Origin of the sequence: Bradyrhizobium diazoefficiens (assembly GCF_016612535.1) — a bacterium.
In the GTDB taxonomy this organism is placed as follows: Bacteria; Pseudomonadota; Alphaproteobacteria; order Rhizobiales; family Xanthobacteraceae; genus Bradyrhizobium; species Bradyrhizobium diazoefficiens_C.
Window position 1 is genome coordinate 1,008,914 of record NZ_JAENXS010000001.1, and the last position, 23,018, is coordinate 1,031,931.

Below are 23,018 nucleotides of genomic sequence, written 5' to 3' on the forward strand. Positions count from 1 at the left end.
CCGATGCGGCAGATTGCCGCGAGCTGCTAGTTACGATGCAAGCCGCGGTGGAACCACCGCCAATCGCAAATGTCTGGAATGCGCGTGTCTCACCCTCTCACTTTGTGGGAGTTCGTAGCCCGGATGGAGCGCAGCGCAATCCGGGGCGTCTGTATCCGCGACCGCGAACCCCGGATTTCGCTTCGCTCCATCCGGGCTACGATCGTGCTTCGCGATCGGCCTCAAGCGGCCGCGGCTTGTCCCAGCGCCAAGACGATGGTGTCGACGACGTCCTCGACCAGGATGCGGTCCTCGCCCTCGCCCATGACGCGGATCACCGGCTCGGTGCCGGAGGAGCGGATCAGAAGGCGGCCGTGGCCGTTGAGCCGCTTCTCGCCATCGGAGATCGCCGACTTCACGTCGGAATCGTCGAGCGGCTTGCCGCCCTTGTGGCGGACGTTCTTGAGTATCTGCGGCAGCGGATCGAAGCGGTGGCAGACCTCGGACACGGGCCGGCGCAGCTTCTGCACCACGGCCAGCACCTGCAAGGCGGCGACGAAACCGTCGCCGGTGGTGGCGTAGTCGGACAGGATGATGTGGCCGGACTGCTCGCCGCCGAGATTGTAGCCGCCGTTCAGCATTTGCTCGAGCACGTAGCGATCGCCGACCGGCGTGCGCACGAGATCGAGCCCCTGGTCTTTGAGGAAACGTTCGAGCCCGAGATTGGACATCACGGTCGCGACGATGCCCGGACGCGACAGCCGGCCATCTTCCTTCCAGCTCTGCGCGATCACCGCGAGCAGCTGGTCGCCGTCGACGACATGACCGCGCTCGTCGACCAGGATGACGCGATCGGCGTCGCCGTCCAGCGCAATGCCGATGTCGGCGCGCATCTCGCGCACCTTCTTCGACAGCGCTTCCGGGGAGGTCGAGCCGCAATCCTTGTTGATGTTGAAGCCGTCGGGCTCGACGCCGATCGGCACCACGTCGGCGCCCAATTCCCACAGCGCTTCCGGCACCACCTTGTAGGCGGCGCCATTGGCGCAATCGACCACGACGCGCAGGCCGTCGAGCGACAGATCGCGCGGCAGCGTGCGCTTGGCGAATTCGATGTAGCGGTCATGCACGCCGTCGATGCGGCGGGCGCGGCCGAGGCTCGCGCTCTGTGCGAGCCTCTTGTCGATGGGCTCGTCGAGCAGTTGCTCGATCTGCTTCTCGACGTCGTCGGAGAGCTTGAAGCCCTGCGGGCCGAACAGCTTGATACCGTTGTCCTCGAACAGATTGTGCGAGGCCGAGATCATGACGCCGAGATCGGCGCGCATCGACTTGGTCAGCATCGCCACCGCCGGCGTCGGCATCGGGCCGACCAGCAGCACGTCCATGCCAACCGAGGTGAAGCCTGCGACCATGGCGTATTCGATCATGTAGCCGGACAGGCGGGTGTCCTTGCCGATCACGACCCGGTGGCGGTGGTCACCGCGCTGAAACGCGAGGCCCGCGGCCTGGCCGACCTTGAGCGCGAGCTCCGGCGTGATCAGTCCGTTGGCGCGGCCCCGGATCCCGTCCGTCCCGAAATATTTGCGGCTCATATCGTCCCCCACGCAACAACCAGGGATCCCCACTGCAACCTTCGGGTGCCCTGGCGGGACCCGCATCCCTGATTTGCTGGGGTCTTATAATGCCTGCGCGGCTAAATTGGCTTCAAAAAATATGATGAATCATTACGGAACCGGGGCCGCCATCACCCCGGTAACTTATTGTTAGCATTATATTTCCGGTTTGATCGGCGGAACGGGGCGGAACCAGCCCTAGTCCGACCGCTTCACATGACTATCCCCGCGGCTCGGCGCCGGCTGGGTGACGTTGACGGGATCGGAGCCCGGGAAGGTCTCTTCCAGACCCTCTTCCAGTGCGTCTTCGAGATCCTGCTTTTCCTTGATCTCTTCCGGAGTCGGTGCGGCGTGCGGCTTGGTCATGGCGCCCCTCTCGCAAACGATTTGGCTGTGCATCCAACCATGCTAGATGACCTCGAAACCTTCCGATGCAAGACGCCGAATTCAAGACTTTCCGATACAAGACGGCCGGGGAACGTTCATGAAGCACATCACCTGTATCGACGATCTTCGCGCGCTGCATCAGCGCCGCGTGCCGAAGGCGTTCTTCGACTATTGCGACCGCGGCTCCTATGCCGAGGAAACGCTGCGCGCCAACCGCGAGGACATGCAGAACATCAAGTTCCGCCAGCGCATCCTTGTCGACGTCTCCAAGCGCGATACCTCGACTATGATCCTCGGCGAGCAATCGGCCATGCCGCTGATACTGGCGCCGGTCGGCCTGCTCGGCATGCAGCATGGCGACGGCGAGATCCACGCCTGCCGCGCGGCGCAGGCCGCCGGCATCCCGTTCACACAGTCGACGATGTCGATCTGCTCGATCGAGGACATCGCCGCCAATGTCGAGAAGCCGTTCTGGTTCCAGCTCTACGTGATGAAGGACCGCGGCTTCATCAAGGAATTGATCCAGCGTGCGATGGCGGCGAAGTGCAGCGCGCTGGTGCTCACCGTCGACTTGCAGGTGATCGGACAGCGCCACGCCGACATCAAGAACGGCATGGCGGTGCCGCCGGAATGGTCGCTGTCGAAGCTGATCGACTTCGCGACCAAGCCGGCCTGGGTCGCCGGCGTGCTGCAAGGCAAGCGCCGCACCTTTGGCAACATCGCCGGTCACGTGAAGAATACCGAGGATCTCAATCGGCTCGCCGAATGGACCGCGTCGCAGTTCGACACGTCGCTGAACTGGAAGGATGTCGAGTGGGTCCGCAGCATTTGGCCGGGCAAGCTCATCATCAAGGGAATTTTGGACGTCGAAGACGCCGAGGAAGCGGCCAAGACCGGCGCGCAGGCCCTCGTCGTGTCCAACCATGGCGGCCGTCAGCTCGACGGCGCGCCGTCCTCGATCGAGGTGCTGCCCGAGATTGTCGATGCGGTCGGCGACAAGATGGAGATCATGTTCGACGGCGGCATCCGCTCCGGCCAGGACGTGATGCGCGCGCTGGCGCTCGGCGCAAAGTCCTGCATGATCGGCCGCGCTTACGCCTATGGCCTGGGTGCCGGCGGCCAGGCCGGCGTCGCCAAGGCGATCGACATCATCCAGAAAGAGCTGCTCACGACCATGGGCCTGTGCGGCGTCAACAAGATCGACGAGATCGACGATCACGTGATCGCGGTGGCGCCGTAGCGCCGTAGGGTGGGTTAGCTCCGCGGCTGCGCGACGCGCAGCCGCGGAGCGTAACCCACCAACTTCGATCCGCATTTGCGGTGGGTTACGGCTTTCGCCTAACCCACCCTACAAGTTTGTCCGCGTCCCTCACATCGGCGGCGTCAGTCCGTCACGGCCGACGCTGACGCGGTTGGCTTCGAGCGATCCGTCCGAGAGCTGTTCGACGAAGGCGATGACCTTGGAGCCGGCCTTCAGATCGGACTTCTCGCCGGGCACATACGTGACGACAGGCGTATCGGCCGAGACGAACACCTTTTTCTCGCCGTCCTTGTACTTGACGAGCAGGGTATGCCCGTCGTTGCCGACGACGCTTTCCGCAACCGTGGCATTGGTCATGCTGGAATTCGGCTTCAGATCCCAGGGGCGGGAGCCCTCGCCGGTACCGCGCATGCTTTCCGGGAAAACGTGCACCTCGACGGCATTTTGGCCGCCGTCCGGCCCGGGCACGGTCGTCGCGCCGATGAACGAACCCGTTTTGATGTCGGCGAGCGAAATCCTGGTGATCCCGGATACGCGCATATCCGATGCAATGTGAAGCTTGACGTCTTCACCGCTGCGCGACTTGACCAGCATCGAGTCGCCCTCGACGCTCTCGACGGTGCCGCGCACGCGCGTTGGCACCGGCGCCCTTTGCGCGACTGCACAGAGGGTGGACGCAGCCACCATCGCGACGGCGATGAGCGGGCGCGTGAAATTTGCACGTTGGATCCTCATGAATGTCTCCGATTGTCCCCACGGATAGTGAACGCCGGAGACCGCACACTATTCTCTCAAGTCTTTGTGAGATCGGCCTCGACCAGCGCGCGCAACTCCGCTGTCACCTGCGGCCTCTGGCCGAACCACAGCTCGAAGCCGCGCACCGCCTGGTGCAGGAGCATGCCGAGCCCGTCGGCGGTCTTCAGCCCGCGGGCCCTGGCGGCCGCGAGCAGCGGCGTCACCAGCGGGACATAGACGAGGTCGGCGACCACGGCCTGTTGCGGCAACCGCGCCATATCGACCTCGAGCGCGGGCTGGCCATGCATGCCGAGCGAGGTCGTGTTCACGAGAAGTTTTGCCCGCGGCAGGATTTCGTTGATCCCGTCCCAGGCAAGCGGATGCACGTTCGGCCCGAACTGCGCGGCCAGCGCCTCGGCCCGCGCAAGAGTGCGGTTGGCGAGATGGACGCGATTGAAGCCGCGTTCGAGCAGGCCGAACACCACCGCGCGCGACGAGCCGCCCGCCCCGAGCACCAGCGCTTCGTCGACCTTGTCCCAGCCCGGCGCGCTGGCATCGAGATTGCCGAGAAAACCCTCGACATCGGTGTTGGTCGAACGCAGCTCGCCATCGGCGAACCACAGCGTGTTGGCGGCGCCCACGGCCTGCGCGCGTGCATCGGGCGTCGACAGCGCCAGCACGCCTTCCTTGTGCGGGATCGTGACATTGGCGCCCACAAAACCGCGCAGCGACAGCCGCAGCACGAAATCGCGCAAGTCCTCGGGCGGGACGGCCTCGATGAGATAGCCGCCGTCGATGCCCAGCGTGCGCAGCCAATAATGATGGATCAGCGGCGAGCGCGAATGCGCTGCCGGCCATCCGATCAAGCAGGCTGCGGGAGCCTTGGTCACAGTCGTCCTCCCTCGGGTCGTGTCGGAGGCGATCCATTTCGCGTCCCGCGGGATCTGTCAAGCGTGCGAGCGACGCATCGCCGCGGCCACGATCGCGCTCAACACCAGCGCGCCGCCCATAGCAACAGGTTCGGCGCCGACAATCCAGAATCCCTCCGCGGAAAGCTCCTGGATTGCTTCGCTTCGCTCGCAATGACGAGTGGAGAGGGTGCGGCCTTATTGCTCCTCTCCCCGCAAGGGCGAGGAAAGGAGAAAGCTGTGCACGCCTTACCGCGCGACGCCGATCACGCTGCGTGCTGATGTGCGGCGATGATCTGGTCGGCGGCACGCCCCGTGACTTCGGCCATGTGGTCGAACTGACGGGTGAAGCTGCCCGCTCCTGCCGTGGCCGAACGCAGCTCGACGATCAGCTCGCCGATCTCGGCTTCCGGCATCATGGCGCGGACGCTGTCCCAGCCGCTCCAGCCGTCGCGGGTGTCGAAGCCGAGGATCTGGCCGCGCCGTGCCGACAGGATCGCATTGATCTTGGCGGTGGCGTCGGTCGGACAGACGATCTCGACCACGTGGATCGGCTCCAGCAGCACCGACTGGCATAGCGGCAGGCCTTCGTTGAGCCCGACCCGCGCCGCCGTGCGGAAGGCGAGGTCGGAGGAATCGACGCTGTGATAGGAGCCGTCGGTCAGCGTCACCTGCAAATCGGTGACGGGGAAACCGAGCGGGCCGCGCGTCAATCCGTCGACGACGCCTTCTTCCACCGCCCCGATGTAGTTGCGCGGCACCGCGCCACCGACCACCTTCTCGGTAAACTTGAAGCCCTCGCCGCGCGGCAGCGGCTTGATGTCGAGCACGACGTCGCCGAATTGGCCGTGACCGCCGGACTGCTTCTTGTGACGGCCGCGTTGGGTGACCTGCTTGCGGATGGTCTCCTGGTAGCCGATCGCGGGGGGATGCGAGGTGATCTTGACGCCGAAGCGGTCGCGCAGCCGCTCGCTGGCCACGCGCAGATGCATCTCGCCTTGTCCCCACAGTATGGTGTCATGGGTCTGAGCGTTCTGCACGACGACGAGCGAGGGATCCTCTTCGTGCAGCCGCGCCAATGCCTGTCCGAGCTTGACGTCGTCCTTGCGGTCGGGGGCCGCAACCGAAATTGCGAGCACCGGCGGCGTCGGCTCGGTGGCGGCGAGTGCCGCGGGCGCGGTCTTGCCGCTCGACACGGTGTCGCCGGTCTTGATCGCATCGAGCTTGGCGAGCGCCACGGTGTCGCCTGCTTCCGCCGCGGCACGCTTGGTGTCGTAGGCGCCGTTGACGGCGAGGATGCCGGAGATGCGGCCCGACCCGCCGGAGGAAGATTGCAGCGTGGCACCGTCGTCGAGATGGCCGGCGAGCAGCCGCGTCAGCGACAGTTTTCCGCCGTGCTGCGAATGCAGCGTCTTGAAGACGAAGCCGAGCGCATCCTTTGTGGAGGGCACGCCAAGACGTTTTGCGGTTTCCGCAACGCCCGGAGCCTCGTGGCGCAGCGCCTTCATCAGACGCAGCACGCCGTTTTCACGCGCGGCGGCGCCGATGAGCACGGGGCAGATCAATCCTTCGCGCAATTCGCGTGCGAGATCGTCGAACACGGCATCGCGCGGCGGCGGGATGTCCTCGAGCAACTGCTCCATCAGCGCGTCGTCGTGATCGGCGAGCTTCTCCAGCATCGAGAAGCGGGCCTCCTTCTCGCGATCGAGATTGCCGCCATCGAGCGCAATCACCTCGGAGGCCTTGTGCTCGCGATAGACGAAGGCGCGCTCCAGCGCGAGATCGACGAAGCCTTCGATCAGCTCGTCCTTCCAGATCGGAATTTGGCGCAGCACCAGCGGCACGCGCGAGGCCGGCTGGAGCGTTGCGAGCGTTTCACGGATGCGCTTGTTGGCGCGATCGATCTTGTTGAGGAACAGGAAGCGCGGGATCTTCAGCTCTTCCAGCTCGCGCAGGATGATCTGAAGCTGCGGCAGCTTCTTCTCGTCGGCTTCGCAGACCACGATTGCGGCGTCGACCGCGGGCAACGCGGCGCGCATGTCGTGGGCGAACTCGACGGAACCGGGACAATCCAGGAAGGTGTAGCTGTCGCCCATGAAACTCGTGGTGGCAGCAGTCAGGCCAACGGTCATCTTGTGATGACGGGCCTCGGCACTGGCGTCGCCGACCGAAGTCCCGGCGTCGACGCTGCCGGCGCGCGGGATCGCGCCCGTTCGCGCCAGGATCGCTTCGAGAAGTGTGGTTTTACCGCTTTGGAAAGGGCCCACCAGCGCGATGCACCGTGGACCTCGGGGACTTCTGACGTCTTGTCCCATTTCGCCGCCTCCTTGGTGTGGAGCTCGGCCCATGATTGGGTCGGCAAGCGCAGATGCTCTGCCCGTCCCCGAGATTTGGCAAGCGTCAAACGTCGCTGCGGTGCGTCGTCAGTTAGATCAAGTCTGAGGGCTGGTGTTCCACCTCTCCCCAGCGGGGAGAGGTCGGATTGCGCAGCAATCCGGGTGAGGGGCCGCAGCATTCAGTGAGACTGTAACCCCTCACCCGGATCGCATCTTTCGATGCGCTCCGACCTCTCCCTTCGGGAGAGGTGAACGAACATCTCGGCTAACGGCCGGGACGGAGTTCCAGGCTCGCGAGTCCGGCCGCGACGTTGAGGCCGACCTGGCCCTGAACGCTGAGCGGCTGAAGCGCGATCGAATTGTTGGAGCCGCCGACCAGCACGTTGCCGCCGAGGCCGACGCCGACCGAGGCGCTGCCCTGCGCGCCGGCATAATTGCCGGAGAGATCGCCGGGCCCGAGCCGGTCGACCGGCGCGAACACGCCCCAGGCGAGCGTGGTCTCCTGGGTAATGCCGATGTCGAGGCCGACTTTACGGATCGTCGCGACGTAGCGATCCTCCGGCAAACCGTCGGCGCGCAACACGCAGCCGAGATTGGTCACCGATCCCACGATGAAGCCAACGCTGGCGCCGCCACGGCATTCGAGCACGCCGACCCGCACCATGCGCTGCTGCGCACCGCTGTTTGCAACGGAGGCAACCAGGCTCACGACGGTGAGTCCGGCGAGGAGGAGTGAGCGGCGCATGAAATGTCTCCGGCGATGAATGTGATGCGAGCATTGGAGGGCGCGGCAGGAAGCCGCACGATGGTCTATGCCACATTAGTCGTGGGCGTGCCAGATCGCGCGGACGTGAAAGAAAAAGGGCCCGCTCAGCGCGGGCCCTTTCATGTCGGATCGGTACTGCGAGCTTAGCGGAGGTTACCGCAGAAGCGCTGGATGCGCTTGCAGGCGTCTTCGAGGTCCGAGGTCTTGGTCGCGTAGGAGATGCGGAACGCCGGGCCGAGGCCGAAGGCCGAACCCTGCACCACCGCGACGCCTTCGGTCTCCAGGAGCTCGGTGACGAACTGCTCGTCATTGGAAATCACATTGCCCGACGGCGCTTTCTTGCCGATCGTGCCGGCGCAGGACGGATAGACATAGAACGCGCCTTCAGGACGCGGGCACTCGATGCCGTTGGCCTGGTTGAGCATGGAGACGACGAGATCGCGGCGCTCCTTGAACACCTTGTTGTTGGCGGGGATGAAGTCCTGCGGACCATTCAGCGCTTCCACCGCGGCCCATTGCGAGATCGAGGACGGGTTCGAGGTCGACTGCGACTGGATCGTCGACATCGCCTTGATCAGCTGTGCCGGACCACCGGCATAGCCGATGCGCCAGCCGGTCATGCAATAGGCCTTCGACACGCCGTTCACGGTGAGCGTGCGGTCATAGAGTTTCGGCTCGACCTGCGCGACGGTGGTGAACTGGAAATCGTCATAGACGAGGTGCTCGTACATGTCGTCGGTCATCACCCACACATGGGAATGCCTCACCAGCACGTCGGTGAGCGCCTTGAGCTCGGCCCTGGTGTAGGCCGCGCCGGTCGGGTTCGACGGCGAGCACAGGATCACCCATTTGGTCTTCGGCGTGATCGCGCGCTCGAGCGCTTCGGCCTGGAGCTTGAAGCCGGCCGCGGCGGTGCAGACCACCGGCACCGGCTCGCCGCCGGCGAGCGCCACCATCTCGGGATAGCTGACCCAATAGGGCGCCGGGATGATCACCTCGTCGCCCGGATTGATGGTCGCCATCAACGCGTTGTAGAGCACCTGCTTGCCGCCGGTGCCGACGATGATCTGGTTCGGCTTGTAGACGACGCCGTTCTCGCGCTGAAACTTCGCGATGATCGCGTCCTTCAGCTCGGGGATGCCATCGACCGCGGTGTACTTGGTCTTGCCGGATTCGATGGCGCGGATCGCCGCCAGCTTGATGTTGGCGGGCGTGTCGAAGTCGGGCTCGCCGGCGCCGAGGCCGATGACGTTGCGGCCCGCCGCTTTCAGCGCGCGTGCTTTATCCGTGACCGCGATGGTCGCGGACGGCTTCACACGGTCGAGCGCAGCGGCAAGGAAGGACATCGTCATCTCCTGACAAGCGTCGTGAACCCTTTGGCCTCACGACTCCAATTGTGGGAATGGAGCCACCCTAAAACGTGTGCCGCTGCACCGCAAGAAACTTCGGCCCGATCTCAAAAAAGTTTACGAATTTCGAGCGGTTGGAGGCGCGTTTTCCCGCAATATTCCGCAACTCTGCCGCCGAAATCGCTCATATCCGCCAAGGCTTGTCCTCGGAGCAATTTTGCGCCGCTCCAGCGCCACAAGACTGACGGCGGGCTGACGCGCGAGACCTGCGCCTGCGAGATCTGCGACTGATCGGTCAGCCCCGGAGCAGGGATCACGACCTTTCACCGCTGCGCACGATCGCGCGGAGCGATGCGTCGTGCATGTTGACGCAAGCGTGATCTGATTTGCAGCGTCGCACCAAAATGATCTTCCGTGGCGTTGCGGTGCGGTAGAGTTTTCGAGTTTTTCTGGGGGGCAGCCCTTGCGGCGGATTCGCATCGGCATCATTGTTTAGCCGCGTTGCGGGGCAACAAGCGCCGCGCCTCCCTCCCTTGGAATCGAACTCCCAGAATGTACAAGCTCTATTCGATGCAACGCTCCGGCAACAGCTACAAGGTCCGCCTTGCGCTGGCGCTGTTGAACTTGCCTTACGAAGCGGTCGAGGTGGACATTCTGCGTGGCGAGAGCCGCACGCCGGACTTTCTGGCGAAGAACCCGTCCGGCCAGGTGCCGCTGCTCGAGGTCGGCGACAACCGCTATCTCGCCGAGTCCAACGCCATCCTCTGGTACGTCGCCGTCGGCACGCCGCTCGCGCCGGAGAACCGCATCGATCGCGCCGACGCGCTGCAATGGATGTTCTTCGAGCAGCACGCGCTCGAGCCGAACATCGGCGCCGCCTATTTCTGGCTGTCGCTGGTCAAGGGCGGCCGCGACCTCCAGACCCACGCGCTGGAGGACTGGATGGAGCGCGGCTATGGCGCGCTCCAGGTGATGGAGAACCACCTCAAGACCAACGCCTATTTCGCGGCCCGCCAGCTCACGGTCGCCGACATCGCGCTGTACGGCTACACCCATGTCGCCGACCGCTGCGACTTCGACCTCTCGACCTTCCCGGCGGTCCGGGACTGGCTGAAGCGCGTCGAGGCGGCACCCGGGTTCGTGGCGATGGACTGGCGGCCGGCGGACGTCGACGACCCCGCCAGCATAGCTGCAACCGCCTGAAAACCCGGTGCGACGTTAAGAAATAGCGGGGATGGCGTTAACCTTTGCCGCAATCCCGCCATTTTCGGCGCGGTAGTCGCCGCAATATTGCCAGTTGAAATTGTGAAGTTGTTCGATGTCGCGGGTGATTCGCTCGCACGTTGAAGGATTTAGACTATGATTCGGGCGTCCGGCACGGCAGGCTTTCAGGGCCAAACCGATACCGTTTCGTCTTCCCGGCTGACCAACGCGGTTGCGGCCTCACTCGCCGTCGCCGCACTCTCGCTGTGCCTGATCGTCACCCTGACAGTGCTGACGACCAAGGCAACCATGGCGATGGGCCTGGCGGTCTGATCCCCGTTTCATCCTGGACCTGCCTTCAAGGTGCCGCGCGGCCCGCGCCGACCGGCATCGCGATGGGACATCGATGAAATCGCCTGTGGTCATCGTTGCAATCGCCCTGACTGCGGCCATCCTGGTCGCGGCGTCACTGCTGATTTTCGTCGGCACTCGCAAGGGCCCGGGCACATCGACGCTGAACACGCCCGCGCGGCAACAGCGCATCATGCACGCGCATTTGGTCTAAAATCATCCGAAAGCTTTGGGCGCGCACGCAAGCCCCTCTTAAGCGTACCGTACGAAATCGCATTGCGCTTGCGTAACCATCGGTCAGTCTGACGGACTTATCTGGTTCGGGGAGGAACGAGGCAGGCCCATGCGGTTCGGATGGCGTGCCATCTTCGGTCCCGTGCTGACGGCAGCGACCACACTGCTGGCGATCCTGCTCGACCGTCATGCTCCCGCTCTCTCGCTTGCGCCGCTGTTCGTCGGGATCGTCGCGCTTTCCGGTTCGCTCGCGGGCGTCGCGTCGGCGCTTGGCAGCGCGGCCATCGCCGTGATCGGCGCGGCGCTGCTCGCGCTCAGTCACCCCGCCCTGCCGGGCCTTGCTACGGCCGATCTCGTGCGGCTCGGCCTGCTGGCGCTCACGACGGCCGGCACGGCCGCCGTCACCGGCCTGATGCGCGAGCGCCTGCTCGGCACCTTCGCCGCCGAGCGGCGCAACCACGCCACCGCGGCGCGGCTGTCGGCGGCGCTCGACCAGGTCGATATCGGCATCGTCCTGCTCGATGCCGAGACCCGCGCCGAATTCATCAACCGCGCGTTCCGCGACTATTTCGCGCTGCCGAACGAGAAAGCCGACGAGAAGCCGCCCTTCATCGCGCTGATGTATCACGGCCGCGATACCGGCGCGTTCGAACTGCCCGAGGACGAGTTGGGCGTCTTCATCGCGCAGCGCATGGAGATGGTGCGGATCGGTGACGCCACGCCGATCAATATCAACTTGCGCAATGGCGAGGTCCTGCGTTTCGTCTGCACCGCGCTGCCCGACGGCGGCCGCATGCTGAGCACCACGCCGGTCACCGACCTCGTGCGCCACACCGATACGCCCTCGCGCGCCGACTATTATCGCTCGCTGCGCGATCCGACGGGGAGCAAGCTGATCCGCTATCTGCGCGTCGCCGAGTAACGCAACACCGCGATTGATCAACACGGCGCGCATCACGTATGAAGGGGCGCCTCATCGATCGTGGAATTTCCAGATGTCACTCACCGTTCGCTCCGTCACACGGCAGGATTACGATCAATGGCTGCCGCTGTGGGACGGCTACAACGCCTTTTACGGCCGTTCCGGGCCGACCGCGCTCTCGGGCGAGATCACGCGCGTGACCTGGCAGCGCTTCTTCGATGCCTACGAGCCGGTGCATGCGCTGGTCGCCGAGAGCGATGGCCGCCTGCTGGGGCTGACGCACTATCTGTTCCATCGCAGCACCACGGCAATCGAGCCGTCGTGCTATCTGCAGGATCTGTTCACGTCGGAGGCCGCGCGCGGCAAGGGCGTCGGCTCGGCACTCATCTACGGCGTCTATGAGCGCGCGAAGCTCGCAGGTGCGCCGCGCGTCTATTGGCAGACGCATGAGACCAATGTCACCGCGCAGAGCCTCTACGACAAGGTCGCGGAACGCTCCGGTTTCATCGTCTATCGCAAGATCTTCTGATCCAGGCTTGTATTTTGAGCATGATCTTTTTGGAAAACCGCTGCGCACTTTTCCGGCTCATGCTGCCTGTGGATAACTTTGCCTGTCACCCGCGCGTAACACTCGAGGACTAGGTTGCGCCTGCGTCTGATCAGGCCCCCCGTCACCGATCAAGCGCTCCAAGCGGTCCCCGTCAGTCGCCGCGTCTGACAGGGGCCGCATTTTTTTGTCCGCCGTTTCTTTCGGCATGGCTGCAACGCAGGCAAGTGCTTGCCGCTGCGACGCACCGCGGTCACAATGGCCCTGCTTTTCTCCTGACAGGACCTCCCATGGAAATTCGTAATCTCGGCGGCTCCGGCCTGCGCGTGTCCGCAGTCGGGCTCGGCTGCAACAATTTCGGCCAGCGCACCGACCTGGAAACCTCGCGCAAGGTGATCCACCGCGCGATCGATCTCGGCATCACGCTATTCGACACCGCCGACATCTATGCGGGCATGGGCGGCTCGGAGACCGTGCTCGGCACCGTGCTCGGCGACCGCCGCAAGGACATCGTGCTCGCCACCAAATATTCCAAGCCGATGGCGACCGACGGCACCAAGCAGGGCGCCTCGCGCCGCTACATCATGAACGCGGTCGAGGCCAGCCTGACGCGGCTCAAGACCGATTACATCGATCTCTACCAGCAGCATGATTACGATCCGCTGACGCCGATGGAAGAGACCTTGCGCGCGCTCGACGATCTCGTCCGCCAGGGCAAGGTCCGCTACATCGGCCATTCCAACTTTCCGGCGTGGCGCATCGCGGAAGCCGAGTTCACCGCGCGCGCGATGAACGTCAGCCGCTTCGTCTCGGCGCAGGACGAGTACAGCCTCGTCGTTCGCGACATCGAGAAGGATTTGCTGCCGGCCGCGCAGGAATACAAGCTCGGCCTGTTGCCGTTCTTCCCGCTGGCGAGTGGCCTGCTCACCGGCAAATACCAGCGCGGCACTGCCGCCCCCGCCGACACGCGCTTCGGCAAGGCGCCGGCGCTGCGCGACCGCTACGTCACGCCGCGCAACGAGGACATCGTCGAGAAGCTCCAGGCCTTTGCGAAAGCGCGCGGCCATTCGATGCTGGAGCTCGCCTTCTCCTGGCTCGCATCACGCCCGCAAGTGTCGAGCGTGATCGCCGGCGCCACCCGCGTCGAGCAGGTCGAGCAGAACGTCAAGGCGATCGCCTGGCAGCTCTGCGCGGATGATATGGCGGAGATCGACAAGATCACCAGAGGCTGACGTTTTGGCGCACGGCGCTACTTGGCGCCGCGCCCGACCGTCTGCATCACCTCGAAGCCTTCGAACTGGGGATGGCCGAGATAGAGCGGCTTGTTGTCGCCGGCCCGCTGATGCGCGGCACGAAACGCTTCCGACTTGGTCCAGGCGTCGAACGCCGCGTGATTGGCCCACACGGTGTGTGATGCATACAGCGTGTGGTCCTCGAGCTCGGGTCCGCGCAGCAGATGGAATTCGACGAAGCCCGGCACCTTGTCGAGATGGGTGTCGCGCGAGAGCCAGACCTGCTCGAAGTCGGACTCGGAGCCCTTGCTGACGCGGAAGCGGTTCATGGCGATGTACATGGGTGGTCTCTCCTGATGCTCAGGCGATCATGTCGTCATTCCGTGACGCGCCGCAAGGCGCGGGAACGGAATGACGGCGGCGGCTTCTAAGCCACCAGCCCCTTCATCGGCCTCGCTGCGGCGCTGTCCGGGAAGACTGTCTGGGCCAGCACCTGATCCGACAGGCCGAACTGACCCTGCAGCGCGCCCTTGATCACCGAGCGCAGATCGATGGTGGGCTTGAGATCGCGGGCTTCATAGAGGTTGGCCGGCTTGAGGCCGGGCCAGTCGGAGATGACGCGGCCGCCCTTCACCGCGCCGCCGGCGAGCAGCGCGACGGTCGCCGTGCCGTGATCTGTGCCGTCGGTGCCGTTGATGCGCGCGGTGCGGCCGAATTCCGTGGCGACGACGACGACGGTGTCGCGCCAGCGCTCACCCAAGCCGCTCTCGAACTCGGCGAGCGCGCCGTCGAGACCGCCGAGCAGGAAGGCGAGGCGCCCGACCGGGCCGCCTTCATTGGCATGCGTATCCCAGCCGTCGAAAGCGAGTGCGGCGATGCGCGGACCGTCGTCGGCGGCCATCAGCTTGGCGGCGCCGCGCGCGACCTGCCGCATTTGCGCAACCGCATTGCCGGGCTTCGGCTTCATCTCATCGCCGCTGGCGGCCTTCTCTAACTGCAGGCCTTGCGACAGCGCCGAGGCCAGTGCGGGATCGCGATGCCGATAGAGATCGACGAGGCGCATCGCGGTGTCGTCATCGGCCTGCGGCAGCGCCACCGGCGCCCAACCGACGGTCGGCGCATTGCCGCGCAGCACCAGCGGCGTGGTGGGGCCGACCGCAAGACCGCTCGACACGCGCTCGCCGCGCGGCAGCGCTTCGAGGGCGCGGTTGAGCCAGCCGGACTGCACGCGACCGGGACCGGCATAACCGCTCTCGAGCACGTCCTGGCCGTCGAAATGCGAGCGATCGCGATAGGGCGTCGCGACGGCATGGACCACCGCGGCATGCTGCGCGCGATACATGCGCGCAAATTCCGGCATCGACGGATGCAGCGCGAAGAAGCCGTCGAGCATCAGCGCGGGATGCGCGCCATCCGCCGTGAGCGCGATCGATCCGTGCAGGCCGGCATAATCGGGATCGCCGATCGGCGCGACGGTGGCGAGCCCGTCGAGCGCACCGCGCAGGATCACCACGACCAGCCGGGGATCGCGTCCATCCGCGGCGCGCGCGAATTTCGGCAAATAAGCCCAGGCCGCGAAGGAGGCGCCGCCGAGCAGAAGGCCACGGCGCGAGGTGAGGAGCCGGTTTTCGACGCAGTCGATCATCATCATCTCCTCTGCAATTCCGGCGACATCAGCAACAACGCCAGTGCCTGCTGGCGCGATTCCGCGCGCTCGATGGTCCGCCGGGTTTCAACCGACGCCGCGTCGGCGGCGGCGAATTCCAGCAGATCGCGCGGATCGATGTTGTTGCCAAGCCGCGCGCCCATCTGCGAGGCGATATCGAGCCGGAGCTTGATGCCCTCCGGCGCGGCCCAGGCGGCGGCGGTGTCGGGAAAGCCGTTAGGCCCCGCGGGTGTCCACAAGGGCTGACCGAGCAGGTTCAGACTGTTGAGATAGAAGCCGGGATCCTCCGGCACGCGCGCGAGCAACCGGCCGCTCGCGACCAGGAAATCGTAAGGCGAGCGCATCTTGGTCAGCGGCGCCTGCCAGGCCTTGTTGGAATCGACCAGGGCCGTGGCGAGCGCCTTGAGGTCGCCGTCGGTCCTGACGAAGACATCGCGCAGCCGCGCAACCAGCGTCGGCGGCGGATCGTCGGCGATGAAGTGCCGGACAAATTTGGTGGCGATGAAAGTCGCAGTCGAAGGATGCCGCGCGATGTCGGCCAGTGCAGCCTCGCCCTGCGCCAGGCCGGTCGCCTCATAGGTCTTGCCGAGCAGCGCTTGCGGCCCCGGCTGGTGCGCATTGGCGTTGAACGCGAATGAGCCGGGCGCCCCGAGCTGACCTTTGCGGCCGGCAAAAGTCCAGCCGGTGATGATGCGCGCGAGCGAGGTGACGTCCTCCTGCGTATAGCCGCCGCCGACGCCGAGCGTATGCAGCTCCATGATCTCGCGCGCGAGATTTTCGTTCAGCCCGCGCTTGCGGTTCTGGCCTGCGCGCGAATCCGGTCCGAGCGATTGCTGGTTGTCGAGGAAGAACAGCATCGCCGGATGCTGCTCGACCGCTTTCAGCATGTCGGCGAAGCGGCCGAGCACGTGCGGACGGATCGCCTCGCGCTCGAACGCGCCGGCCCACATCCGCGCCAGCTCGCCCTTGCTCGCGGAGATGCAGAAATGATTGGACCAGAACGCCACCAGGCGCTCGGTGAAGCCGCAATCAGCCATCATCGCGCGCTGCAACCGCGCCAGGGCCTCGGCGCGAAAGGTATTCTGGATTACGTTGAGGGGTTGCGGCGACGGCTTTGCGGCAACCGGCGCGGCGGCATTGGGCTGCATGCCGTCGGGCTTCATCGCAGCGTCGGCGGGCTTGTTGTCGGCAGGTTTTGCCTCGGCCATCTGGCCGGCGATCTCGGTCGCGACCATATTCAGCGAGAGATTGCGGCGCAGCCCTGGCTTCTGATCGGCCGGCGCCTGCGGAGGCGCTTCAGCGGGCGTGGCGGCCTTGGCTGCCTCGCGCGCCTGCTTGACCTGGTCCTGATAGGCGAACACGGCCTGACCGAGCTGCGGCGTCGATTGCAGGCCCGGCGCCTCCAGCAGCACGCCTGAGGGGCGCGCCAGTTCCGCCTTGACGAAGCCTCGGGGATCGGAGGCCGCATTGATGAGATCGCCGGATGCTCCGCCGCGGGCGCCGAAGCCGAAGCGGTTCAGCGCGACGAGGGCGGCTTGCGAATCGCGGGCCATCGATGTGTCCTTCGCACGTTGCCAACCGCTTCCCTGGTCTGCGTGCGGCGTCTAATATACCGCAGCGACAGATGAACCCGACATGAAAATGACGGCAAAGCTTCGACGTAAATCATGACAAATCCGAAAGAAATCACGCTCACGCAACCGGCCCCGCGCCGCCTCGCCTGTTCCCGGTGCGGCACCGAATTCGGCTGCGGGCTGTCGGCGGACTGCTGGTGCGCCGAGGAAGCGGCGCGCCTGCCGATGCCCGTCGATCACGAGGACTGCCGGTGCCGGAATTGTCTGCGCGAGGCGGCGGAAGCGGCGAAGTAGCCTCAGCGCTCGTGGCGTATTGACGTCGCTCTTAGACTTCCATGTGGCTTGCGGGCGGGAACCCGCAATTTCGTAACATCTCTGTCGCGTCCATCTCTGTTGCGTCGTTACAAGCATGATCGCGCCGGTCTCGGCGGCGCTGGGAGCCGCGATAAATGAGGTAGAGCGTGACATTTCAGTCACCTCAAACAGGCGAGACTTTTGCTAGTTTTTCTACCTGAGATTTTATCGTTGGGGATTTTTCATGGCACAGACCGGCTTCATCAGATTTGCGCTGCTGGCCGCTATGGGCGGAATGCTGTCAGTCACTGCCGCGTCGGCGGCCGACATGCGGGCACCTGTCTACAAGGCCGCCCCGGCGGTCGCGCCGTTCAGCTGGACCGGTTTCTACGTCGGCGGGACGGCCGGTGCGGGTTGGACCAAGGCCGATCCGAGTCTCAGCATCGTGAATGGGGCGTCTCCGCTGTATCTCCCGGCCGACATTCCCGGCCTGAGTGCACTTGGTTCACCAGGCCTGTCGGCCACCAATGCGATCGTCGGCGCCAAGGCCGGGTACAATCAGCAATGGGGCAGCTTCGTCGCCGGGCTCGAAGGCGACATTTCGTGGTTCCACTTCAACAAGACAGCCGCAACGGCCGGCAATCCGTTCCTGGCCTTCGGCGCCGGCTCCGCGGCATTCTCCACCAGCGTCTCGACCAACTGGCTTGCGACTATTCGCCCACGCCTCGGCTATGCGGTCAACACGGCGCTGTTCTACGTCACCGGCGGTCTCGCCGTCGGCGACGTCAAATATTCGAACACCTATGTGGGCTTCTCGCCGCGCGGGGCCGGCTTCGAATTCGAGGCCGCCGCCGTGAGCCAGACCCGGGTCGGTTGGACTGTTGGCGCCGGCGTCGACTATGCGGTCACCCCGCACTGGGTGCTGAGCGCGGAGTACCTGCATGTCGACCTCGGCTCCGTCTCGACCTCCGGCCTGGTCACGACCGGCAACCTCAACACCGCCACCTTCAACGTCTCGACCAAGCTGCACAGCGACATCGGGCGCGTCGGCCTCGCCTACAAGTTCTGACGCAAAGCCGCACGACGGGACGTCGGGCTATGCCTCCGGCTAACCCCACCGCCCTGCGATCAGCTAAATCGGAAACCCCGGCGACTTTCGCGCCATGCCGTCGAACGCGTCGAGCAGTTTTTCGCGCCATGCATAAACCGGATCATCGGCCTCGAGCAGCTTGAACGGGCTCACCACGCGCGCCCATTGGAAGCCGCCGAACACGATGTAGTCGGCATAGTTCGGCGCGCTGCCGCCGATGAAGGGCTGCGTCTTGAACGTCTGCCGCATCACTTCCAGCGACTTGCGGAACGCGACAATGCCGGTGTCGCGGCTGGCCTGGACTTCTTCCAGGGACTTGCCGAACCGCGCCTCGCGCGACTGGCGGAAATAGGTGGCGTCGACCTCGGCGAGATTCTTTGGGATGTCGGCGATGATCAGTGGAAAAATGCCGCCGACGATGGCGATGTCGCCCCATGCATTGAGCATGCGCGCCATGGCGCGGCCGCCCTCGCCGCCGAACAGCGACGCCCGGTCCGGAAAATTGTCTTCGAGATAGTTCGCGATCGCCCAGGAATCGACCACCGGTTCGTCATGATGCAGCAGCACCGGCACCTTCTCTGAGCCGTGCGGCGCGATCGTGCTCTTCTCGGTGAAGCGCCAGGGCAGCGATTCCGCCGTCAGCCCCTTATGCGCCAGCGCCATCCGCGTGCGCCAGCAATAGGGGCTGAAGGGACGCGCGGCGTCGGTGCCGACGAGTTCGAAGAGTTTGAGCGACATGGCAAGTGTTCCGTCATTATGGAAGCAACCGTGTACAACAATTTCAGTCGTCGTGCCCGGGCTTGTCCCGGGCATCCACGTCTTCCCTACGCGCGGCAACGCGTGATGGCCGGGACAAGCCGGCCATCACGGAGAAATTGAACTTATCGCACCACCGACGCCGTCTGCCCGAACAGAATCTTGCGCTCCTCGTCGGTGCGGATCGCGGGCTTGCCGAAGTTCGGATTGATCTCTTTCGCCAGCGCGTAGGCGCGCTCGGTGGCGGGACGGGCGCGGATGGCCTCCAACCAGCGCTTCAGATGCGGGAAGTCGTCGATGTTCTGGCCCTGATTGGCATGGCCCACCACCCAGGGGTAGGACGCCATGTCGGCGATCGAATAGTCGCCGGCGACGAATTCGCGATCGGCGAGACGCTTGTTGAGCACGCCGTAGAGGCGATTGGTCTCGTTGACGTAGCGGTCGATCGCGTAAGGAATCTTCTCCTGCGCATAATTGCGGAAGTGATGGTTCTGGCCGGCCATCGGGCCGAGGCCGCCCATCTGCCAGAAAACCCACTGAATGACGTCGTAATGCGCGTAGAGATCGGTCGGGAGAAACCGGCCGGTCTTCTCGGCGAGATAGAGCAGCATGGCGCCGGATTCGAACATCGACAGCGGCTTGGCGCCGCCTTTCGGTTCGTGATCGACCATTGCCGGAATGCGGTTGTTCGGCGCGACGGCCAGGAACTCGGGCTTGAATTGCTCGCCCTTGCCGATGTTGATCGGGATCACCTTGTAGTTCAGGCCGGTCTCCTCGAGGAACATCGTGATCTTGTGGCCGTTCGGCGTGGTCCAATAATACAGATCGATCATGGCTGGATGTCCCGGGCTGGAAGGTTTTCGCAAGAAGATGCGGCTGCATGAAGCTCGCGCCGGGCCCGCCTCAAGTCAATGGTCTTGCCAATGACGGGCGCGTGAGGTCATCGCCCGTGCGCGCGCAACAGCCTCTCGCCATCCGCGGTCACCGCGATGGTCAGGCCGATGCCCGGCAGCGTCTCGCGCGCGACGAACCCGCGATCCGCGGCGTCCTCCCAGATCGTGAGACGCGGGCAGGAGGTCTTCCAGGTCGAGATCACCTCGGCATAGGCGCGCGGCTCGCGCGCGACCCATTCGACGAAGTCCAGCACCAGCGGGTCGGCCGTCTCGCTCATTGCAAACCTCCCTTGTCGAAGGCAGCCAGTACCGGCGTGCGAAGCAGCAACCAGCCGCCATAGGCGATGTAGTAGCAGGCAATGGTGGTAATCAGCTTGTTCGACCAGGCAATGAATTGCTGGTCGGTCATGGCTTCGAGCAGGCGCCGCGCCAGCGTGGTGCCGAACATCGAGGCGAGAATCGCGACGCCGGCAAGCACGGGATCGAGCGTGGCGGCCTGGTCGATCACGCCGCCGAAATAGATCAGCTTGGTGAAGTGGCTGACGAGCTGGCACATCGCTTTGGTCGCCACTTTCTCGCGCCGGCCGAAATTGCCACCGAGGAAGAAGGTGTCGAGCAGCGGTCCGGAGACGCCGGTCATCAGCATCAAGCCCATGCAGATCGTGCCATAGGCGGTGCCCTGCCAGAGGCTATCGGGATCAGGCTTGATATTCGAAGGCAGCAGCCGCGCCATGAACGGCGTGGCACCCAGCAAGAACAACGCCGTCGGCTTGTCCGGCACGTAGCGGGTGAGCGACCACGCCCCGAGCGCGATGGCAGCGCCGACCATATAATTCGCGACCGGCCGCCAGCGGATATGCGCCCGCCACAGCAGGGCGCGCCAGCCGTTCGAGGCCATCTGCGTGATCGCATGCAGCACCATCGCGGTCGGCAGCGGCATCAAGGCCAGCAACACGCCGATCAGGATCAGCCCGCCCGCCATGCCGAACAGCCCCGACAAGAATGCAGTGGCGACCATCAGCAATCCAAGGGCAGCGATCATAATTGATGTCACGAAGGAATTCTCCGGTGGTGGGCGCGTAAGGGGCGCAAGCTGCTTCGCTCCCTCGCCCCGCTTGCGGGGAGAGGGTGGGATGAGGGGGAGTCTCAACGGGGACGGTGCGAGACGGACTCGCGGAGAGTCCCCCTCACCCGGAATTTGCTGTCGCAAATTCCGGCCTCTTCCCCGCACGCGGGGAGAGGCGAAGAGAGCGTGCCTCGCTTGCCCCTTCTGCGCAAACTGAGTTATCTTGGCCTGGCATCAGCTTTCCTGAGGGTCTTGCGTTTGCGGCGGCTGCTCTTTCTCAACGGCATCAAGGCATTCGAGGCGGCGGCGCGGACCGGCAGCTTTGCTGCGGCAGGCGTCGAGCTCAGCGTGTCGGCGGCCGCCGTCAGCCGCATGGTGCATCTGCTGGAAGAGCGGCTCGGCGTGGCGCTGTTCGCGCGCAAGGCCAACAGACTGGTGCTGACGCAGGCGGGGCGCGCCTATCAGAACGGACTGACGCCGATCTTCGATGCGCTCGCGAGCCTCACCGCGCAGGTGACGGCGCCGTCCAGCGTGCGCGTGCTCACCATCGGCGTCGGCCACACTTTTGCGATGCGCTGGCTGATCCCGCGGCTGTCGGATTTTCGCAACGAGGAGCCCGACATCGAGGTGCGCTTCACCACCGGCGGCGCCGAGGTGCCGTTCGGCGAGGACTGGAGTTGCGGCATCAAGCTTGGCACCGGCGACTGGCCCGGGCTCGTGGCTGAACCCTTGTTCGCAGGCGATTTGACGCCGGTCTGCGTGCCCCGTCTTGCCAACGGACTGAAGCGGCCGGCCGACCTCAAGGGGCCCGGCCTGATCCGCGTCACGCATTCGCCGGAGGACTGGCCAATCTGGCTCAAGGCCGCAGGCGTCACGCGCATCAATGCGCGCGGTCCCGAGTTCCAGTTCTACGGCCAGGCACTCCAAGCCGCCGCCGACGGGCTCGGCATCGCCATGGGCATCCGGCCCTATATCGACGACGATCTCGCCGCCGGCCGGCTGGTGGCGCCATTCGACCTCTCGGTGCCCAAGGGCATGCGCTGGTACCTGCTCTACCGCAGTTTCCAGACCGAACAGCGCGACTTTGCCGCGTTCCGGCGCTGGATCATGCGGGTGGCGGCGGAACCCGCGGCCCGCCCGCGGCGGCTCGGACGCGCCGGACGGGGTTAGAATCTCGTTTTGACGCGTTTTCTTCACGCGAACCGGTATCCACTTCGCTCGAAAACGCTCTGCCCCTCACCCGATCGGGTGAAAAAGCCGGCGGCTTGTGAACGGCTTCACAGTCCGAAATCCGCAAACGTGGTCCTCTAACCCTCCGACAAGAGCATTTGGGGACTACCAATGACGACCCTCTACGACGGCTTTGACATCGAATCCTTCGAAGCTGGCAAGGGACTGTGGCACGCCCGGATCCGGCGCGCCGATTTCAGCCCGGTTGCCATCGACGGCGTGCTGTTCCCGGCCATGGAAGTCGGCTTCGCCTGGCCCGATCCGGACGCTGCGATCGCCGACGCCAAGCATCACATCGATCGCTTCCGCCGGCGCGCCGACGACAGCGACGACGAGTAAGCCTGCGAGACGGCAACAGGACCGAGCGACAGCGCGGCGCAACAGGGGGACAGGTTCATGTCAGTCATCGAATTCGAAGACGCTCCGCAGCCGAGAATTTATTCGCGCAAGGTGCTGGCAATATGCCCGGAATGCGATGGCGATCTCACGGTGTTGCGTGTGATCGGCGGCCGCGCCGGGTGCGAGTACTGGACCATGCGCTGCACCGATTGCGGCGGGATCCATCTCGACATCCTCGAGCCGCGCCTGACGGTCGTGGACGGCGACGGGCCGCTGCCGGCGGCGTGAGA

Annotated in this window: 26 protein-coding genes; 12 read left to right on the forward strand and 14 right to left on the reverse strand. The window is 65.0% G+C overall.

Features of this window, described 5'->3' with window-relative positions; genetic code table 11:
- Nucleotides 1–221: 221 nt before the first annotated feature.
- Both glmM and JJE66_RS04765 read right to left on the reverse strand, forming a co-directional pair.
- Nucleotides 222–1,568 (reverse strand): phosphoglucosamine mutase, encoded by a 1,347-nt coding sequence (gene glmM / locus JJE66_RS04760; RefSeq protein ID WP_200512938.1) that lies wholly within the window; start codon nucleotides 1,566–1,568, stop codon nucleotides 222–224.
- Nucleotides 1,569–1,787: 219 nt separating this feature from the next.
- Entirely contained in the window at nucleotides 1,788–1,955 is a 168-nt protein-coding gene (locus JJE66_RS04765; RefSeq protein ID WP_200512939.1) for a hypothetical protein, read from the reverse strand.
- A 118-nt stretch (nucleotides 1,956–2,073) separates the two neighbouring features.
- Here JJE66_RS04765 and JJE66_RS04770 point away from each other — a divergent pair, with 118 nt between their 5' ends.
- Nucleotides 2,074–3,216 carry an alpha-hydroxy acid oxidase gene (locus JJE66_RS04770; RefSeq protein WP_200512940.1) on the forward strand — a complete coding sequence of 381 codons (1,143 nt, stop codon included), beginning with the start codon at nucleotides 2,074–2,076 and terminating at the stop codon, nucleotides 3,214–3,216.
- Nucleotides 3,217–3,345: 129 nt separating this feature from the next.
- On the opposite strand, the gene JJE66_RS04775 is transcribed toward JJE66_RS04770, so the two are convergent.
- The 5 genes from JJE66_RS04775 to JJE66_RS04795 form a co-directional block, all read right to left on the reverse strand.
- Nucleotides 3,346–3,972 (reverse strand): hypothetical protein, encoded by a 627-nt coding sequence (locus JJE66_RS04775; RefSeq protein WP_200512941.1) that lies wholly within the window; start codon nucleotides 3,970–3,972, stop codon nucleotides 3,346–3,348.
- 56 nt (nucleotides 3,973–4,028) lie between these two features.
- Nucleotides 4,029–4,862 (reverse strand): shikimate dehydrogenase, encoded by an 834-nt coding sequence (locus JJE66_RS04780; RefSeq protein WP_200512942.1) that lies wholly within the window; start codon nucleotides 4,860–4,862, stop codon nucleotides 4,029–4,031.
- Between the two features lie 284 nt (nucleotides 4,863–5,146).
- Complete coding sequence (locus tag JJE66_RS04785) at nucleotides 5,147–7,195, reverse strand: elongation factor G (RefSeq protein ID WP_200512943.1); 2,049 nt, start codon at nucleotides 7,193–7,195, stop codon at nucleotides 5,147–5,149.
- A 286-nt stretch (nucleotides 7,196–7,481) separates the two neighbouring features.
- Nucleotides 7,482–7,961, reverse strand: a complete 480-nt coding sequence (locus JJE66_RS04790; protein WP_200512944.1) for a DUF992 domain-containing protein — start codon at nucleotides 7,959–7,961, stop codon at nucleotides 7,482–7,484.
- Nucleotides 7,962–8,125: 164 nt separating this feature from the next.
- On the reverse strand, nucleotides 8,126–9,328 hold the full coding sequence (locus tag JJE66_RS04795; RefSeq protein WP_200512945.1) for a pyridoxal phosphate-dependent aminotransferase: 1,203 nt from the start codon (nucleotides 9,326–9,328) through the stop codon (nucleotides 8,126–8,128).
- 555 nt (nucleotides 9,329–9,883) lie between these two features.
- On the opposite strand from JJE66_RS04795, the gene JJE66_RS04800 reads away from it, so the two are divergent.
- From JJE66_RS04800 to JJE66_RS04825, 6 genes are all read left to right on the forward strand, one after another.
- Complete coding sequence (locus tag JJE66_RS04800) at nucleotides 9,884–10,534, forward strand: glutathione S-transferase family protein (RefSeq protein WP_200512946.1); 651 nt, start codon at nucleotides 9,884–9,886, stop codon at nucleotides 10,532–10,534.
- Nucleotides 10,535–10,690: 156 nt separating this feature from the next.
- Nucleotides 10,691–10,867, forward strand: coding sequence for a hypothetical protein (locus JJE66_RS04805; protein WP_200512947.1), 177 nt, complete (start codon nucleotides 10,691–10,693; stop codon nucleotides 10,865–10,867).
- Nucleotides 10,868–10,940: 73 nt separating this feature from the next.
- The gene (locus tag JJE66_RS04810; protein ID WP_200512948.1) at nucleotides 10,941–11,099 is read left to right on the forward strand and encodes a hypothetical protein; all 159 of its coding nucleotides are present in this window, start codon (nucleotides 10,941–10,943) and stop codon (nucleotides 11,097–11,099) included.
- Between the two features lie 129 nt (nucleotides 11,100–11,228).
- Complete coding sequence (locus tag JJE66_RS04815) at nucleotides 11,229–12,041, forward strand: PAS-domain containing protein (protein ID WP_200512949.1); 813 nt, start codon at nucleotides 11,229–11,231, stop codon at nucleotides 12,039–12,041.
- A 73-nt stretch (nucleotides 12,042–12,114) separates the two neighbouring features.
- Nucleotides 12,115–12,570 (forward strand): GNAT family N-acetyltransferase, encoded by a 456-nt coding sequence (locus JJE66_RS04820; protein ID WP_200512950.1) that lies wholly within the window; start codon nucleotides 12,115–12,117, stop codon nucleotides 12,568–12,570.
- Between the two features lie 308 nt (nucleotides 12,571–12,878).
- Nucleotides 12,879–13,820, forward strand: coding sequence for an aldo/keto reductase (locus tag JJE66_RS04825; protein ID WP_200512951.1), 942 nt, complete (start codon nucleotides 12,879–12,881; stop codon nucleotides 13,818–13,820).
- A 17-nt stretch (nucleotides 13,821–13,837) separates the two neighbouring features.
- Here JJE66_RS04825 and JJE66_RS04830 read toward each other — a convergent pair whose 3' ends face one another.
- The 3 genes from JJE66_RS04830 to JJE66_RS04840 all read right to left on the reverse strand — a co-directional run bounded on the left by JJE66_RS04830 (nucleotide 13,838) and on the right by JJE66_RS04840 (nucleotide 17,039).
- Nucleotides 13,838–14,161 carry an antibiotic biosynthesis monooxygenase gene (locus JJE66_RS04830; protein ID WP_200512952.1) on the reverse strand — a complete coding sequence of 108 codons (324 nt, stop codon included), beginning with the start codon at nucleotides 14,159–14,161 and terminating at the stop codon, nucleotides 13,838–13,840.
- A gap of 86 nt (nucleotides 14,162–14,247) precedes the next feature.
- On the reverse strand, nucleotides 14,248–15,465 hold the full coding sequence (locus JJE66_RS04835) for a DUF1501 domain-containing protein (RefSeq protein WP_200512953.1): 1,218 nt from the start codon (nucleotides 15,463–15,465) through the stop codon (nucleotides 14,248–14,250).
- Nucleotides 15,466–15,467: 2 nt separating this feature from the next.
- Nucleotides 15,468–17,039 (reverse strand): DUF1800 domain-containing protein, encoded by a 1,572-nt coding sequence (locus JJE66_RS04840; protein ID WP_200512954.1) that lies wholly within the window; start codon nucleotides 17,037–17,039, stop codon nucleotides 15,468–15,470.
- 114 nt (nucleotides 17,040–17,153) lie between these two features.
- Between JJE66_RS04840 and JJE66_RS04845 the strand changes: the two genes are divergently transcribed.
- Nucleotides 17,154–17,354: a hypothetical protein gene (locus tag JJE66_RS04845; protein ID WP_200512955.1), complete on the forward strand. Its 201-nt coding sequence runs from the start codon at nucleotides 17,154–17,156 to the stop codon at nucleotides 17,352–17,354.
- A gap of 244 nt (nucleotides 17,355–17,598) precedes the next feature.
- Nucleotides 17,599–18,423, forward strand: coding sequence for an outer membrane protein (locus JJE66_RS04850; protein WP_200512956.1), 825 nt, complete (start codon nucleotides 17,599–17,601; stop codon nucleotides 18,421–18,423).
- Nucleotides 18,424–18,486: 63 nt separating this feature from the next.
- On the opposite strand, the gene JJE66_RS04855 is transcribed toward JJE66_RS04850, so the two are convergent.
- The 4 genes from JJE66_RS04855 to JJE66_RS04870 form a co-directional block, all read right to left on the reverse strand.
- Nucleotides 18,487–19,182, reverse strand: coding sequence for a glutathione S-transferase family protein (locus JJE66_RS04855; RefSeq protein WP_200512957.1), 696 nt, complete (start codon nucleotides 19,180–19,182; stop codon nucleotides 18,487–18,489).
- A gap of 143 nt (nucleotides 19,183–19,325) precedes the next feature.
- Nucleotides 19,326–20,033 carry a glutathione binding-like protein gene (locus tag JJE66_RS04860; protein ID WP_200512958.1) on the reverse strand — a complete coding sequence of 236 codons (708 nt, stop codon included), beginning with the start codon at nucleotides 20,031–20,033 and terminating at the stop codon, nucleotides 19,326–19,328.
- A 107-nt stretch (nucleotides 20,034–20,140) separates the two neighbouring features.
- On the reverse strand, nucleotides 20,141–20,371 hold the full coding sequence (locus tag JJE66_RS04865) for a hypothetical protein (protein ID WP_200512959.1): 231 nt from the start codon (nucleotides 20,369–20,371) through the stop codon (nucleotides 20,141–20,143).
- The gene (locus JJE66_RS04870; RefSeq protein ID WP_200512960.1) at nucleotides 20,368–21,147 is read right to left on the reverse strand and encodes a sulfite exporter TauE/SafE family protein; all 780 of its coding nucleotides are present in this window, start codon (nucleotides 21,145–21,147) and stop codon (nucleotides 20,368–20,370) included. The genes JJE66_RS04865 and JJE66_RS04870 overlap by 4 nt, the downstream gene beginning before the upstream one ends.
- A gap of 270 nt (nucleotides 21,148–21,417) precedes the next feature.
- Between JJE66_RS04870 and JJE66_RS04875 the strand changes: the two genes are divergently transcribed.
- The 3 genes from JJE66_RS04875 (at nucleotide 21,418) to JJE66_RS04885 (ending at nucleotide 23,016) form a co-directional block, all read left to right on the forward strand.
- Nucleotides 21,418–22,329, forward strand: coding sequence for a LysR substrate-binding domain-containing protein (locus tag JJE66_RS04875; RefSeq protein WP_200512961.1), 912 nt, complete (start codon nucleotides 21,418–21,420; stop codon nucleotides 22,327–22,329).
- A gap of 171 nt (nucleotides 22,330–22,500) precedes the next feature.
- Nucleotides 22,501–22,728 carry a hypothetical protein gene (locus JJE66_RS04880; protein WP_027534256.1) on the forward strand — a complete coding sequence of 76 codons (228 nt, stop codon included), beginning with the start codon at nucleotides 22,501–22,503 and terminating at the stop codon, nucleotides 22,726–22,728.
- Between the two features lie 57 nt (nucleotides 22,729–22,785).
- Nucleotides 22,786–23,016, forward strand: coding sequence for a hypothetical protein (locus JJE66_RS04885; protein WP_200512962.1), 231 nt, complete (start codon nucleotides 22,786–22,788; stop codon nucleotides 23,014–23,016).
- Nucleotides 23,017–23,018: the final 2 nt, after the last annotated feature.